The organism is Devosia honganensis (genome assembly GCF_042648785.1).
Classification (GTDB): Bacteria; Pseudomonadota; Alphaproteobacteria; order Rhizobiales; family Devosiaceae; genus Devosia; species Devosia honganensis.
This window is the reverse complement of record NZ_JBHRYD010000005.1, coordinates 17,912-33,421: the sequence shown is the minus strand read 5'-3', so window position 1 is coordinate 33,421 and position 15,510 is coordinate 17,912. Positions and strand designations below refer to the sequence as shown.

Below are 15,510 nucleotides of genomic sequence, written 5' to 3'. Positions count from 1 at the left end.
CCTCCCCCTTGTGGGGAGGGATTAAGGGTGGGGGCGGGCCACGCGCACCGCGTTTGCGGAACCATACCCCCACCCTGCTCGATCCCGGACTTAGCGAAGGGCTAAGTCCTATCTCGCTCTCCCTCCCCACAAGGGGGAGGGAGGCAGGAGCTCAAGCGCTGGTGGTCACACCGCACCGGCGCCGCCGGGCTCGCCCGGCAGGGTTTCGGGGTGCAGCTCGTAATCGCCCTGGGCGTCCGCGGGCACATAGACCCGCTCGCGGATGATGTTGTCCTCGGCCCAGTTGAACATGAAGATCGGGGCGCCGGCCGGGATGTTGGCGAAGCGCTTGTTGATGATCAGCGCGCCCGGATACTGGGTCAGCCCCACCGAATAGACGTTCTCGGTGAAGACGCGCTGGTAGTCCTTCATGATCTCCGCGCGCTCGGCATTGTCGCTGGTGGTGACGAACTTGTTCACCAGGGCCACCAGTTCCTCCTCGAAGGGCAGCAGGTCGAGCGTGCCGTCCGAGCCGCCGCGGTGGAAGCTGTGGATGCGCGGGCCGGTGGGGGCGAGCGCCGCCGTGTTCTGGACGATAGAGACCATTTCGGCCCCCTGGCGCACCACCTGCCAGTCGAACTGGCCCGAAGCGGCCATGTCGTCGCGGGAGTTGCCCTGCTGGAAATTGGCGATGACGCGCAGGCCCAGCGGCTCCATCATCGCCATCACGCCCTCGGCCAGGTTGGTATCGGTGGCGTAGTCGGTATTGGCGAGCAGGGTGATTTCCACATCGGCGCCGCCGGCGGTGCCTTCGGGGAAGTTGCGCACGCCATTGCCGTCCGTATCCACCAGCCCCAGCCCGTCGAGCAACGCGTTGGCCGCCTCCAGATCATAGGGGTAATAGACCGTGGACTCCTTGTCGTAATAGGCGGTGCCGGCATAGAGGCCGCCCGGATAGATGGCGGTGAACGGACCGCGCACCAGCGATTCACCCAGGCGCTGCCGGTCGATGGCGACGGTGATGGCCTTGCGGAAATCGAGATCGCGGTTCAGCTCGCGGATGGCCTGGGCACGGGCATCGGGCTCGCCCCAGCCATTGCCGGACATGTTGACCTGCAAGGCGTAGCCGATGGTGCGGGCGCCGAATTGCAGGCGGGCGGGAGCGGTGTCGTCCGCCGAGCGGCGCAGCGCCTCGACATAGCTTTCGGCCTGTTCGAGGTTGGAGAAGTCGCCCGAGCCGGCCACGGCCTGCACGTCGCGGTCCGCCCAGGTCGAGAGCCGGTAATGCATCTCGTTGAGATAGGGCAGTTGGTTTCCGGCCTCGTCGACCTTCCAGTAATAGGGATTGCGCCGCATGACGATGATGTCGTCGGGGCGATATTCGACCGGCACCCAGGCGCCCATCACCGGAATGTTCATATATTCGGGCGGGAAGGCGTTCTTGTACTGCTCGTAGGTGTTGTCCGAATAGTTCGGGTGCTCGGGCTTGAGGATATGGCTGGGGCCGGGGCAGAAGGTGCCATAGGCCATGGTATAGAGATATTGCGTGGGGAACGCTTCCTGGAAGGTCCACTTGATCGTATAGGCGTCGACGGCCTCCAGCGTCGTGCCCACGCCGAAGGATTCGGGCGTCGCGCCGTTGAGCGGGGAGACGTTGGGATCGAGGACGTTGTCCTCCCAGTAGAACATGATGTCGTCGGCGTCGAACGGATCGCCGTCGGACCATTTGGCGCCCTCGATGAGGTGCATGGTCAGTTCATGGCCGTCCTCGGACCATTCCCAGCTCTTGGCCAGGTTGGGCAGCGGCTCGATCTCGTCGGCCTTGACCGTGAACAGCGGCCCGGTGCGCGTCAGGCATTCGGAAAGGCCGATATCGATGCCGCCCCAGCCCTGGCTCTGGCCGCCGACATAGTTCCAGCCTTCGGGCCGGCCGCCGATGACGTGGCGCATGGTGTCGCCATAGACGCCGATGCCGTCGGGCATATTGGCGGCCTTGTAGACCAGCGGCTCCTTGGGCAGGCGCTCGGCTACGGGCGGCAGGGTGCCGGCATCGACATATTTCGAGGTGACCCATTCCGGCTCGTGATATTCGGGCAGCGCCTTGTATTCGAGAATGTCGGTCACGCTGACGAAGATCGGCTCGCTCTGCGCGGCGAATTCGGGCGGATCGGGCAGCTCGCCCGTCAATTCCTGCGCCGGCAGCGCCAGCATGGACACGGACAGGAAAAGTCCTGCCCCTCCAAGGGCATAAATATGCTTTCTCAATAGAACCTCCCATCGCATCGAGGCATGGGCGAGTTTCGCCCGGGCCGGCTCTCCTGCCCGGCCCCCTCCTGCATGGGTCAAGCCTACGCCTTGCGAATAGTGTTTCAATCCGGAATGATAGTGACTGTTTCCGGTTCTCTAAGAAGTGCGAGCGAAAACCATGACCCTCGAGGCCACCGCGTCCCGCCCCGCGCGCCCGCGTGAAAAGGCCCCTCGGCCCACCCCCCGCCCCGACCGGAGCTTTTACGCCTCGGGCAAGGCGTTCGGCCGGTTCGGCATCAGGATGTTCCCGCCCCAGCTCATGCCGCATCCCCACAGCCACGGCCATATCGAGTTCAACTGGCTGACCGCCGGCTCCATGGATTACGCGTTCGATGGCGGGCCGGTGCGCGTCGGTCCCCACCGCCTCGTCGCCTTCTGGGCCGGCATTCCGCACCAGACGGTGCGGCTCGACGCCGATGAAACGGCGCGCCAGCTCAATATCTACCTGCCCATGGACGCGTTTCTGGAAATGCCGCAGCTCGGCCGGCTCACCGAGACGCTGATGGGCGGCGGCGTCATCCAGCTCGCGCCCGAATGCATCGGGCTCGAAACGCTGGAGCGCTGGCACATGGATTACCGCAGCGGCAATTCGCTGCGTTCCGATCTGGTGCGGGCCGAGATCGGCACCATGTTCCGCCGCGCCGCCATCACCGGCTGGGATACGCTGCTGCCCGCCTGGGTCGAGAAATCCGGCCTGCGCAGCCGCACCGCCAGCCCGGTGCGCTATGTGGTGCGCATGGTGCGCCACATCGTCGAGAACATCACCGATCCATTATCGGTGGAGGAGATCGCCGCGGTGGTGGGCCTGCATCCCAATTACGCCACCAATCTGTTCACCAAGGTGATGCATATCTCCATCCGCAAATTCGTCACCCGCATGCGCCTCATCCGCGCCCGCAGCCTGCTGTTCGACAGCAATCTGGCCGTCGCCAACATCGCCTTCCATGCCGGTTTTTCTAGCCAGACCCAGTTCTACGAGCATTTCCGCAAGGCCTATGGCATGACCCCCAGCCAGATGCGCCGCAACGAAATCGGCTGAAGGGGCTATGGCAGGCCTGCCTCGCGCTGATGCCAGATGCGCAGGATGAAGACCTCGCCCCGTTCGGAGGCGTAGCCATAGCGGGCTACATAGATCATTTCACCGTTTAGTAGAAACGGTGAAATGATCTAATGATAATCCACCCATTCAAACTCGGCGCGATTGCTTTCGCAAGGCGATAGCATGCTCAGTGATGCGCCCCGCTCATCTCGCGCAATTCCTCCACCGAGCGGACGCGCTTGCGGGCGGCGCCTTCCCAGTCGCGGGTCCGCACCGTGGATTTGGCCATGCGCTCCTTCGCCGCCGGGACGGCATGGGCATATTGGGGGAGCCATTGCGCCTGCGCCACGACCATTTCGTCGACCATGGCCCAGACCTCGTCCGGGGTGCAGATGGCCCCGACCAGCGGATCGTGCAGCACGGCGAGCTTGAGCGTGTCGATATCGCCGCTCATGGCCGCCTCCACCGACAGGCGCTGCACCGAGACCGAGACCGAGCAGGTGGCGGCGCAGGCCGTGGGCAGGGTGATGCCCTCGATCATGTTGATGCCGAAGCGGTCGACATAGCCCGGGCTCTCGATGATGGCGTCATCGGGCAGATTGGTGATGATGCCATTGTTGCGGCGGTTGAAATGCCCGCGATAGACGCGGCCGGTTTCCATCGCCTCGATGATGTAGCTGGCGTGCTCGCTGGTGCGCTTATATTCCGAGAGCGGCTTGCCGGCCTGTTCCTTGAACATCGGGAAATCGGTTTCGAACCAGTTGCGGCGCTCGGTCGAGTAGCGCAGATAGCCGCCGGTCTCGCCGTGGATCCAGTCGCTCATGTCGATCCAGCGGCCGATCTCCTCGGGGCGCTTGCGATACCAGGGCAGATATTCGCTCAGATGTCCGTTGCTTTCGGTGGAATAGACCCCGAAGCGCTTGAGCACGTCGATACGCACCTTTTCCTGCCTGGAATAGACGGGGTGGCGCTCGAAAGCGGCGATCAGCTCGTCCTTTTCGATTTTCCGCCCCTTGGCGCGGATATCGATATACCAGGTCTGGTGGTTGATGCCCGAGCAGACATAATCGAGCTCGCCGTCCTCGACGCCCAGCACCTGGGCGATCTGGTGGGCGCCGTGCTGCACGCCGTGGCACAGCCCCACCACATTGACCCCGCCATAGAGGTCGGCGGCCCAGGTGTTCATGGCCATGGGGTTGGCATAGTTGAGGAACAGCGCGCCCGGCTCGGCCACTTCCCTAATATCCTTGCAGAAATCGAGGATCACCGGGATGTTGCGCTGGCCGTAGAGAATGCCGCCGGCGCAGATGGTGTCGCCCACGCACTGGTCGACGCCGTATTTGAGCGGAATGTTGACATCGGTGGCGAAGGCTTCAAGCCCGCCCACCCGCACGCAGCTCATGATGTAGCGCGCGCCCGCCAGCGCCTCGCGGCGGTCGGTGGTGGCGGTCACCCTGGCGGGCAGCCTGTTGACCGAAACGATGGTCTCGATGATCTGCCGCACCATGTCGAGATTGTGCGGGTTGATGTCGGTGAGGGCGAATTCGCATTCGGCGAATTCGGGCACCTTGAGCAGGTCCGAAATCAGCGTCTTGGTGAAGCCGACCGAGCCGGCGCCGATGACCGCTACCTTGAATGCCATGGTTTCCCTCCCCCGTCCGGCAGGCGCGCCGGCCCCGTTCCAAACCTTCCGGGCGGCACGGCGACGCGGGCCTGCCCCATAAGAGTGCTAGCGCCCCGGGCGCCGTCCGTGTAGAGAAAGCTTGTGCCAAAGCGGGTAATTCTGTGCTTTCCTTGCTTCTCGACCATGGCTTCGACATCGTCCGCCCGGCGCTGCCGCGCAGTGCCGCGCCGCTGCATTGCATGCTGGCTGCGGCCGGCTATGAGCAGCGCCGCAACGAGGTCTATTCCTGGGACGGGCTCAAGCGCGGCACCGCGCCCTTCCTGGTCATCCAGCACACGCTGCTGGGCGAGGGAAGGCTCGACCACGCCGGGGCGCAGTACCGGCTGACGCCGGGAAAAACCATGCTGGTCGCCATGCCGCATGCGCATCGCTATTTTCTCGAGCGCGGCGGGCATTGGGAGTATTTCTGGCTGCTGCTCAACGGGCGCGAGGCCTTGCGGCTGGCCCGGGAGATCCTCGACCGCTCCGGCCCGGTGCTGGGCCTGGAAGCGGGCCAGATCGATCGCCTCGCCGGAGCCGCGCTCAAGGCACTGACCCTTGGCGATCCGACGCCGGGGCAGGTCTCCACCATCGCCTATGAGGCGATGGCGGCATTGCATGACGGCGTCTTCGGCTCCCGTCCTCCGCCGGAGCACGCCCTGCCCCGCTCCATCGGGCGGGTGGTCGCCCATATCGAGGACGATCTGGCCGCCCCCCTGCAGGTAGAGCGGCTCGCCGCGATCGCCGAGATGAGCCGGGCCCATTTCGTGCGCAGCTTCACCGCGGCCACCGGCCAGCCGCCCTCCGGCTTCGTGCTCGCCCGGCGCCTGGCCCGGGCGGAGCGCCTGCTGCTGGCGACGGAGATGACCGTGGGCGACATCGCCGCCCTCACCGGCTTCGCCGACGGCAATTATTTCGCCAAGGTGTTCCGCCGCCACCGCGGCACCACCCCCCTCGCCTACCGCGCCACCCGCTTCGAGGCGGGGGAATAAAAGTGTCGCTCACCAATTGGTGAGTGCGCCGTCCTCACGGTAGAAAATCGGCAGGCTTTCGTGCTGGAAGGGATAGCGGGCCAGCCCGTCCCAATCCACCTCCAGCCCCAGCCCGGGCTCGTCGGAGGCATAGAGCCAGCCATCTTCCCAGCGGTGCTTGCTGACGATGACGTCGGCAAGGCTTTCGCCCGGCCGGCGCGGCAATTCCTGCACCAGCATGTTGGGCGTCGCCAGGTTGAGATGCAGGCAGGCTGCGGTCGATACGGGGCCGATGGGGTTGTGCACGGCGATATCGATATAATGGGTCTCGCACCAGCCGGCGATCTTGCGGGATTCGGTGAAGCCGGCGGCGATGCACATGTCGATGCGCGCATAGTCCATCAGTTCCTCCTCGATCAGCGCGCGGAACTGCCACTTGGTGCCGAGCTGCTCGCCCGCCGCGATGGGAACGGCGGTCTGGTCGCGCAGCCTTCGATAGGATTCGGGATTTTCGATGCGCAGCGGGTCCTCGATGAACATCGGCCGATAGGGCTCGACGCCCCGGCACAGCCGCACCGCATCGGGCACGCTGGTGCGGGTATGGGCGTCGAAGGCCAGCTCGATCTCGGGCCCCAGTTCGGTGCGCAGCAGGCGGAAGGCCTCGATGGTCCAGTCCACGGCCTTGACCGGCTCGTAGAGCGAGCCGCCGAAGGGGCCGCTGTCCCAGCGCAGGCAGTTCCAGCCCTCCGCCACCCGCTGCCGGGCGATGTCGAGCAGTTCCTCGGGCGAGGACGCCGCCATGTGGCAATAGGTATCCACCTTGTCGCGCACCTTGCCGCCGAGCAATTGATAGACCGGCACGCCCAGCGCCTTGCCCTTGATGTCCCACAGGGCGATGTCGATGGCGGCGATGGCGGCGGTCAGCACCTGGTTGGAGGGGTGGAAGCCGCTGCGCCACATCAATTGCCAGAGATGTTCGGTGCGCATCGGGTCGGCCCCGACCAGCAGCGGCGCCAGCGCCTCGACGATGCCGGCGACGCCCTGCTCGCGCGAGGTCAGCCCGCCTTCGCCGATGCCGACGATGCCCTCGTCGGTCTCGACCTTGACGAACAGCATGGTGCGCCACTCCTTGACCAGGTAGGGCGTCACGGAAACGATCTTCATTTCTAGGGTCTCACAGAAAGGGACGGAGCCGGCGGGAGCCGGCTACCAATTGGTCACGGAGCCGTCGCGGCGCTTAAGGCGCGGCGCCTGCCAATAGCGGAATTCCTGCTTGGCCAGCAGCTCCTCGTTGACCTCGACGCCCAGGCCCGGGGCATCCGACACCGGATAGCGCGCGCCCTCGAGGCGCGGCTGCACCGGGAAGAATTCCGAACTGTCGAAGCCCAGATGGGTTTCGGCCGGGGAGGACCGCGTTTCGAGCCAGGAGAAATTGGCGACGGCGGCGGCGAAATGCACGGTGGCGGCGGTGCAGATGGGCCCCAGCGGATTGTGGGGCATCATGTCCACATAATGCGCCTCGCTCCAGCCGGCGACCTTCATGGCTTCGGTGAGACCCCCCACATTGCACACGTCGAGCCGGTTGTACTGGTGGATGTCGCGCTCGATGAAGGGCAGAAACTGCCATTTGGAGGCGAATTCCTCGCCGATGGCGAAGGGCACGTCGGTCATGCGCCGCAGCGCCTCATAGGCCTCGGGCGTCTCGTCGCGGATCGGCTCCTCGAGGAAATCCAGCGTGCCGCTGGGCATTTTCTGGCAGAAGGAGGCGGTCTCGGCGACGCTGAGCCGATGGTGGTAGTCGATGCCCAGCACGACGTCCTCGCCCAGCGCCTCGCGCGCCTTGACGCACCATTTGGCGGTGGTGGCCAGATGTTCGCGCGGCTCGTAGATTTCGGTGGCCTCGTGCCCCGATGGCGAAAGGCGCATCGCCGTCCAGCCGGCCTCCACCAGCATCTGCGCCTGTTCGATCATTTCCGGGCCGGGCGCGGCGGAGGTCGAGGCGAAGGTGGGGATGAAATCGCGCTGCTTGCCGCCGAGCAGTTCGTAGACCGGCACGCCCAGCGCCTTGCCCTTGATGTCGTAAAGCGCGATGTCGATGGCCGAGATCGCCGCCTGGAGGACGCGCCCGCCCTCGAAATACTGGCTGCGATACATGTCCTGCCAGAGCGCGCCGATGCGGAAGGGGTCTGCCCCCACGAGGAACTGGGCGAAATGCTCGATGGCGCCGACCACGGCCTTTTCCCGGCCCGACAGGCCGCTTTCGCCCCAGCCGAAAACGCCTTCATCGGTCTCGATCTTGACGAGAAGCTGGTTGCGGATGCCGATCCAGGCCGGATAGCAGCGAATGGCGGTGATTTTCATCGTTGTGCCTGCAAAAAGTAAAATGGTCTCACCAGTGCCAGGGCGTGCCGTCTTCGAGACGGTTCACCGGCAGATAGGCGCGCTGATAGGGATATTTTTTGGCCAGCTTCTCGTCGATATCGACGCCATGGCCGATGGCGTCGCCCGGATGCAGCATGCCCTCGCTGAGGCTCCAGGCATGGGGGAACACTTCCTCGATCTCGGGCAGGTAGCCGGAATACTCCTGGATGCCGAAATTGGGCGCCCACAGGTCGAGATGCAGGTTCGCCCCAAGGCAGATGGGCGACATGTCCATGGCGCCGTGGCAGCCGGTGCGCACATTGTAGACGGCGGCGAAATCCATCACCCGGCGCATCGCCGAAACGCCCCCGGCATGCACCACGGTCATGCGGATATAGTCGATGAGCTGCTCCTCGATCAGCAGCCTGGCGTCCCAGATGGTGTTGAACACCTCGCCCACCGCCAGGGGAGTGGTGGTGTGCTGACGGATAAGGCGGAAGCCTTCCTGATGCTCGGCCGCCACACTGTCCTCGAGCCAGAACAGGCGATAGGGCTCGAGGTCCTTGCCGAGCCGCGCTGCCTCGATGGGGGTGAGACGGTGATGGGTGTCGTGCAGCAGGTGCACGTCCTCGCCGAATTCGGCGCGGACGCGATCGAACAGGCCCGGCACGTAAGAGAGATATTTGGGGGTGGACCAGCTTTCCTCGCGCGGCATGGCGTCCTGCGCGGCATTGGTGGTCACCGAATATTTGCCGGTGCCATAGACGTCGCGCAGGCCGGGAATGCCGGTCTGGCAGCGCACCGCCTTGAAGCCTTCACCGAGCCGCGCCCCCACTGCGTCGACGCATTCGGCGATGTCGGTGCCCTGGGCGTGGGTATAGGCCAGCACGTGCTCGCGCGAGGCGCCGCCGAGCAGTTGGTAGAGCGGCATATTGGCCGCCTTGGCCTTGATGTCCCACAGCGCCGTGTCGATGCCGGCAATGGCGCACATGGTCACCGGGCCCCGCCGCCAATAGGCGCCGCGATAGAGATAGTTCCAGATTTCCTCGATGCGGCTGGCGTCCCGGCCGATCAGGCACGGAATGACATGCTCCTCGAGATAGGCCACCACGGCCTTCTCGCGGCCGTTGAGGGTGGCGTCGCCCACGCCGTAGAGCCCCTGGTCCGTCATGATCTTGACGGTGACGAAATTGCGTCCGGGCGAGCAGACGATGACTTTGATATCGGTGATCTTCACGGGGAGGTCTCTTGGTAGCGGAAACGGTCCTGCAGGCGCCGGTCGCGCGGATCGGGATGCGGGATCGCCGACAGCAGCGCCTGGGTATAGGCGTGCTGCGGGTTCTGGGTGACGGCCTCGGTGGTGCCGGTCTCCACGATCTGGCCGCGATACATCACCGCGACCCGGTCGCACATGTAGCGGATAACCGACATGTCGTGGGAGATGAAGATGAAGGACAGGCTCATCTCGTCCTGCAACTGCATCATCAGGTCGAGCATCTGGCTGCGCAGCGACACGTCGAGTGCCGAGGTGGCTTCGTCCGCCACGATCAGGCGCGGCTTGACGGCGATGGCCCGGGCGATGCCGATGCGCTGGCGCTGGCCGCCGGAAAAGGCGTGCGGATAGCGCTCGCGCCAGGCCGGGTCGAGCCCCACCTGCTGCATCAGCGCGGCGACGCGATCGTCCAGCTCCTTGCCGCGGGCCAGGCGCGCGAGGCGCAGGGGCTCGCCGATGATGTCGGCCACGGTCTTGCGCGGATTGAGCGAGCCCACCGGGTCCTGGAAGATCATGCGGATATCGCGCCGCGCGGCGCGCAGCGTCTCGCCGCCCGCCATGCGCAGATCGACGGTGGAGCCGTCGGCGCGGCGGAAATTCATCACTCCGCTCTGGGGATCGTAAACGCGCAGGAGGCACCGCCCCATCGTGGTCTTGCCCGAGCCGCTCTCGCCCACGATGCCCAGCGTTTCTCCCGGCACCACCGACAGCGACACGCCATCCAGCGCCTTGAGGCCGGTGGGGAAGGTCAGGCTGAGATCCCTGACCTCCAGCAGCGTCTCGGGCGCCATCTCCGGAGCGCTGCGGTTGAGGCGCAGTTCCGACTTGCTCTCCAGCTTGAGCACCGAGCCGATGAGCATCTTGGTGTAGTCGTTTTCCGGCGTATGGAAGATCTGGTCGACCGGCCCGCGCTCCATCACCTTGCCGCGATACATCACCAGCACTTCGTCGGCGATCTCGGCCACCACGCCCATGTCGTGGGTGATGAACATCACCGCCATGCCGTGCTGCACCTGCAGGCGCTTGATCAGCGCCAGGATCTCGGCCTGGGTGGTCACGTCGAGCGCCGTGGTCGGCTCGTCGGCGATCAGCATGGAAGGATTGCACGCCAGCGCCATGGCGATCATAACGCGCTGGCGCATGCCGCCGGAAAATTCGAACGTATAGCGGTCGACCGCTTCCTCGGGCCGGGGGATTTCCACCTGCTTGAGCAGGTCGATCACCCGCTCGCGCCGCTCCGTCTTGGGCGTGCCGAAATGGATGCGCAGCATTTCCCCGATCTGCTCGCCCACCCGGTGGATGGGCGAGAGCGAGGACATCGGCTCCTGGAAGATCATGGCGATCTCGCCGCCGCGAATGGCGCGGATCTGCCGGCCGCGCGGGTCGAGCCGGGCGAGATCGACCGTGCTGCCGTCGGCGCGGGCGAATTCCATCGAGCCGCCGACGATTCTTCCCGGCCGGTCGACGATCTGCAGGATCGAGCGCGCCGTCACCGACTTGCCCGAGCCGCTCTCGCCCACCACGCACAGGGTGCGGCCGCGATAGAGGTCGAAGGAGATATCGTCCACCGCCTTCACGAGGCCGGTGCGGGTGGGAAACTGCACGGCGAGATTGCGCACGCTGAGCAGCGGTTCGGTGGAAAGGGGGGCGCTCATCAATGGGCCTCGTAGGGGTCGGCGGCATCGCGCAGCCCGTCGCCCAGGAAGTTCAGCGACAGGACCGAGATGACGATGGCGGCGGCGGGCGTGAACAGCAGCCAGGGCGCCTGCGACACGGCGCGGATGTTCTGCGCCTCCTGCAACAGCACGCCCCAGGAGACGATGGGCGGTTGCAGGCCGATGCCGAGGAAGGACAGTGCCGTCTCCGCAAGGATCATGGTGGGGATGGCCAGCGTCAGCGTGGCGATGATGTGGCTCATGAAGGAGGGGACGAGATGGTGGAAGATGATCCCGATCTCGCTCATCCCGTCGAGACGCGCGGCGATGACGAAATCCTCGTTGCGCAGCGACAGGAAGCGTCCGCGCACCTCGCGGGCCAGCGAGGTCCAGCCGATCAGCGAAACGATCAGCGTGATGACGAAATAGGTCTGGATCGGGGGCCAGGACAGCGGAATGGCCGCGGCGAGGCCCATCCACAGCGGGATGGTGGGGATGGAGCGCAGGAATTCGATGATGCGCTGGATGACCGTATCCACCACGCCGCCGAAAAAGCCCGAGATGCCGCCGATGGTCACGCCCAGGATCAGGCTGAGGAACACCCCGACCAGGCCGATCGAGAGCGAGACGCGGGCGCCGTGCACGACGCGCGAGAAGATGTCCCGCCCCAGCCGGTCGGCTCCGAACAGATACATGGAATCGGTGGGCCGGGCGTCGATGGTGCCGATCAGCTTGTGCTGCATGGGGATGAAGCCCAGCAGCGCATAGGGCTCGGAGGGCACGAAGAAGCCCACCTTCACCGGCGCGTCGGGATTGGGGAAGAATTCGCGCCGCATGGACTCGGTGTTGAGTTCCATGTCGAGCCCGGTGACGTGGGGCGAAAAGCTGCCGTCGATGAACAGGCCCAGCGCCTGCGGCGGAGCATAGGTGTAGCGCGAATTGGTCTGGTTGGGATCATAGGGGGCGATGAAATCGGCCAGTGCCGCCACCAGATAGAGGAACAGCACGACGAACAGGCTGAGCACGGCGATGCGGTGCTTGACGAATTTCAGCCAGAACAGCTTCCACTGGCCGGCGACGGCCATTTCCGCGCTTTGCGGGTTGAGCGCCGCCGGATCGGTTTCGGGCAATTGGGTGGTGTCGGTCATTGCAGGCGAATCCTGGGATCGGCGAGAGCCAGCAGCATGTCGGAGATCAGCGTGCCGATAATGGTCAGAACGGAGATGAGCAGGATGAGCGAGCCGGCCAGATACATGTCCTGGGCCAGCAGGGCGCGCAGCAGCAGCGGACCGGCGGTGGGCAGGCTCATCACCACCGAGACGATGATTTCCCCCGAAACCACCGCCGGCAGGATCCAGCCCAGGGTGGAGATCAGCGGGTTGAGCGCCATGCGCACCGGATAGCGCAGCAGCAGTTCGAGCTCGGACATGCCCTTGGCGCGGGCGGTGGTCACATAGGGCTTGTGCAGCTCGTCGAGCAGATTGGCGCGCATGATCCGCACCAGCGCCGCCAGGCTGCCCAGCCCGATCACCACGACCGGCAGCCAGACATGGGCGGCGAAATCGAGCAGGCGCGGCCAACTCCAGGCCGCATCGACGAAATCGGGCGAGAACAGCCCGCCCACGCTCTGGCCGAAAAAGGTCGAGAGCACGTACATGGCCACCAGCGCCATGAGGAAATCGGGCACGGCGAGCATGAAAAAGGCGATGAAGGTGACGCCGTAATCGGTGATCGAATACTGGCGGACCGCCGAGATGATGCCGATGGGGATGGCCAGCGCCCAGACGAAGCACAGGGTCAGGAAGGCCAGCAGGAACGAGAAGCCGAGACGCCCCCAGATGATGTCGGTGACCGGGCGGTTGAGCTCGAAGGAGATGCCGAAATCGCCCCGCAGCACGATGCCCGACACCCATTTCCAGTATTGGACATACATGGGCTGGTCGAGGCCGTAGCGCTCGCGCAGGGCGGCGACCGTGCCCATCTCGACCGCACCGCCCTGGCTGGCCCAGTCCGCCATCAGCGTGGTGAGATAGTCGCCGGGCGGCAACTGGATGATGATGAAGGCCACGATCGACACTGCGATCAGTGTCGGGATGGCGAGCAGCATGCGTTTGGCGATGAAGCTGAGCAAGCTGGTGTCTCCAGCGTTTCGGGGGGAGGAATTCGGTCAGGAGGAGCGGCGCCGGAGCGCCGCCCCCGTCCGGGAGGAACCCGTCAGCGGTCGAAATACCACTGGGTGAGCGTGGGCGCCGGGTGCCACAGATTGCCGGTGATCGGGATGCCCTCGACGACATTCCTGATATCGTTGTTGACCAGCATGTATTTGGGCATGGGGCGCGAGATGCCGATGGTGAACAGGTTATCCGCGCTGATGGCGAGGAATTCCTTCATCTTGGCCAGGCGGTCCTCGTCGGTCACGGCGGCCTTGACGGCGTCGTAGGCGTCATAGGCGTCCTTGACCCGCTGCGGCGGCTCTTCGCCCGTATTGGGGTCGGAGTACCATTCGGACCATTTCGAGGCCATGAAGATGTCGGCCTTCTGGAACGGGATGTAGCAGCGCACGTCGGTATAGGCTTCCGAGAGACCGCCGACGCAGTTCCAGATATAGGCGTCCTGCTCGTTGGCGTACCACATGGTGTTGAGGCGCGCGCGATCCGTGGTGCGGATCTGGATGTCGATGCCGACATCGGCCGCATATTGCTGCACCATCTGCATGATGTCCGGGTAGGACAGGCCGAACACGTCGGCCACCATGAAGTTGATGGTGAAGCGCTGCCCGTCGGGTCCGAGGCGGAAGCCCTGGCCGTCCTTTTCCGGCATGATCTCGTCGAGCATGCTGTTGGCCAGGTCCGGATCGTATTCCGTGTACTGGGTGGACATTTCCTCGTTGTAGAGTTCGTGCTCGGGCTGCGGGGCCACCTGCGAGGGCGCGCCCTGGCCGACATAGACCAGGTCGATGATCTCCTGGCGGTCGATCGCATGGCTGAGCGCGATGCGGAAGTCCTTGTTGTTGAAGATCTCGTTCTTGATCGGATCCTCAACATTGAGGTTCAGCAGCAGCGTGGCGTCGTTGGCCGGCAGGTCCTTGACGTCGACGAAGCGGTAATTGCCGGTCTCCTGGCCATCGAACAGCACCGACTTGTAGGTCGAGTTGTTGATGTGGCGGAAGGCGAAGTCGAGCTCGCCGCCGGTCATGCGCAGCAGCATGAGCTGCGGATCGTCGAGCTTGGCCCAGGTGACGCGATCGATATAGGGAAGCTGGTTCCCCTCGCTGTCGACCTTCCAGTAATAGGGGTTGCGCACCGCCTCGACCCGGTCCGAATCCGCATAGGGCACGGTCAGCACATAGGGGTTGAGCGTGGGCAGGTCGAGATTCTGCCAATAGGGCGGCTGGAAGGTCACCGAGACCTTGGAGTTGAACAGCGCCACCCAGTCGGCGGCGGTGCTGTCCTGGGCCAGCAGGTCCGGAATCCCCTCGGCATTGTACTTCTCGTGGAACTGGCTGAGATAATGCTTGGGATAGATGACGGGCAGGTGCCCCTGTCCATAGGCCAGTTGCTGCAGGAACAGGCCATAGGGCGAGTTGAACTTGAACTCGACCGTGTCCTCGTCGATCTTGGTCACCACCACCGGCTCGCCGCCGACGACGAAGATCGGGTTCTTGTCGGGCGTCAGGGCGGTGTTGAGGAAGACGTCCTCATACCAGAACATGATGTCGTCGACGGTGAACGGCTCGCCGTCCGACCACTTCAGCCCCTCGCGGAGCTTGAAGGTGAAGGTGGTGGCGTCGTCCGAGGCGATCACTTCCTCGGCCAGCGACGGGACCACTTCGGTCCATTCGGGGTTCCAGCGCACCAGCAGCTCGTTGGCGATGGTGCGGGTGAGATTGTAGTGGTCGCCATTGGCCAGGATGGTGGTGCGCAGCGTGCCGCCATATTTGCCCACGCCGTCCACCATGGTCTCCACATAGGGATTGGCGGGCAGGCGCTCGTCCACCGGGGGCAGTTCCCCGGCTTCCACGCGCGCGTCGAGCGTCGGCGCCTGGCCGTATTCCTGCGCCCAGCTCAGGGTGGTGGTGGCCATCAGCGCGAGCGCGATGGCGCCGGCCGCAAGGCTGCGACCTGGTTTGAACATGTCCATAGGACCTCCTCTTTCGGCACCCTGAGGCGCCTGGACTTCTCCCAAGATTCGGGTGGGCGAAATATGTGCCCGCTTGCCGACGCTGGCGCTTCGCCATATCATCGACACACTATCTGTCACAG

General features: G+C 64.9%; 11 protein-coding genes. 2 read left to right on the top strand and 9 right to left on the bottom strand.

The window, feature by feature from the left end:
- Nucleotides 1–165: 165 nt before the first annotated feature.
- Nucleotides 166–2,190, bottom strand: coding sequence for an ABC transporter substrate-binding protein (locus ACFOOL_RS07125; protein ID WP_380096590.1), 2,025 nt, complete (start codon nt 2,188–2,190; stop codon nt 166–168).
- Nucleotides 2,191–2,404: 214 nt separating this feature from the next.
- On the opposite strand from ACFOOL_RS07125, the gene ACFOOL_RS07120 reads away from it, so the two are divergent.
- Nucleotides 2,405–3,325, top strand: a complete 921-nt coding sequence (locus tag ACFOOL_RS07120; protein ID WP_380096201.1) for a helix-turn-helix domain-containing protein — start codon at nt 2,405–2,407, stop codon at nt 3,323–3,325.
- Between the two features lie 187 nt (nt 3,326–3,512).
- Here ACFOOL_RS07120 and melA read toward each other — a convergent pair whose 3' ends face one another.
- Nucleotides 3,513–4,967: an alpha-glucosidase/alpha-galactosidase gene (gene melA, locus ACFOOL_RS07115; protein ID WP_380096199.1), complete on the bottom strand. Its 1,455-nt coding sequence runs from the start codon at nt 4,965–4,967 to the stop codon at nt 3,513–3,515.
- A 143-nt stretch (nt 4,968–5,110) separates the two neighbouring features.
- Between melA and ACFOOL_RS07110 the strand changes: the two genes are divergently transcribed.
- The gene (locus ACFOOL_RS07110; protein ID WP_380096197.1) at nt 5,111–5,980 is read left to right on the top strand and encodes an AraC family transcriptional regulator; all 870 of its coding nucleotides are present in this window, start codon (nt 5,111–5,113) and stop codon (nt 5,978–5,980) included.
- A gap of 9 nt (nt 5,981–5,989) precedes the next feature.
- Here the strand turns inward: ACFOOL_RS07110 and dgoD are convergent, their stop codons facing one another.
- From dgoD to ACFOOL_RS07075, 7 genes are all read right to left on the bottom strand, one after another.
- Nucleotides 5,990–7,123 carry a galactonate dehydratase gene (dgoD, locus tag ACFOOL_RS07105; RefSeq protein ID WP_380096195.1) on the bottom strand — a complete coding sequence of 378 codons (1,134 nt, stop codon included), beginning with the start codon at nt 7,121–7,123 and terminating at the stop codon, nt 5,990–5,992.
- Between the two features lie 42 nt (nt 7,124–7,165).
- Nucleotides 7,166–8,320, bottom strand: coding sequence for a mandelate racemase/muconate lactonizing enzyme family protein (locus ACFOOL_RS07100; protein ID WP_380096193.1), 1,155 nt, complete (start codon nt 8,318–8,320; stop codon nt 7,166–7,168).
- A 28-nt stretch (nt 8,321–8,348) separates the two neighbouring features.
- Nucleotides 8,349–9,557: a D-mannonate dehydratase ManD gene (gene manD, locus ACFOOL_RS07095; protein ID WP_380096191.1), complete on the bottom strand. Its 1,209-nt coding sequence runs from the start codon at nt 9,555–9,557 to the stop codon at nt 8,349–8,351.
- Nucleotides 9,554–11,248: an ABC transporter ATP-binding protein gene (locus tag ACFOOL_RS07090; protein ID WP_380096189.1), complete on the bottom strand. Its 1,695-nt coding sequence runs from the start codon at nt 11,246–11,248 to the stop codon at nt 9,554–9,556. The genes manD and ACFOOL_RS07090 overlap by 4 nt, the downstream gene beginning before the upstream one ends.
- Nucleotides 11,248–12,396, bottom strand: a complete 1,149-nt coding sequence (locus tag ACFOOL_RS07085; RefSeq protein WP_380096187.1) for an ABC transporter permease — start codon at nt 12,394–12,396, stop codon at nt 11,248–11,250. Before ACFOOL_RS07085 ends, ACFOOL_RS07090 begins: the two co-directional genes overlap by 1 nt.
- Complete coding sequence (locus tag ACFOOL_RS07080) at nt 12,393–13,379, bottom strand: ABC transporter permease (protein ID WP_380096185.1); 987 nt, start codon at nt 13,377–13,379, stop codon at nt 12,393–12,395. The genes ACFOOL_RS07085 and ACFOOL_RS07080 overlap by 4 nt, the downstream gene beginning before the upstream one ends.
- An 83-nt stretch (nt 13,380–13,462) precedes the next feature.
- Nucleotides 13,463–15,382: an ABC transporter substrate-binding protein gene (locus ACFOOL_RS07075; protein ID WP_380096183.1), complete on the bottom strand. Its 1,920-nt coding sequence runs from the start codon at nt 15,380–15,382 to the stop codon at nt 13,463–13,465.
- Between the last annotated feature and the right edge of the window lie 128 nt (nt 15,383–15,510).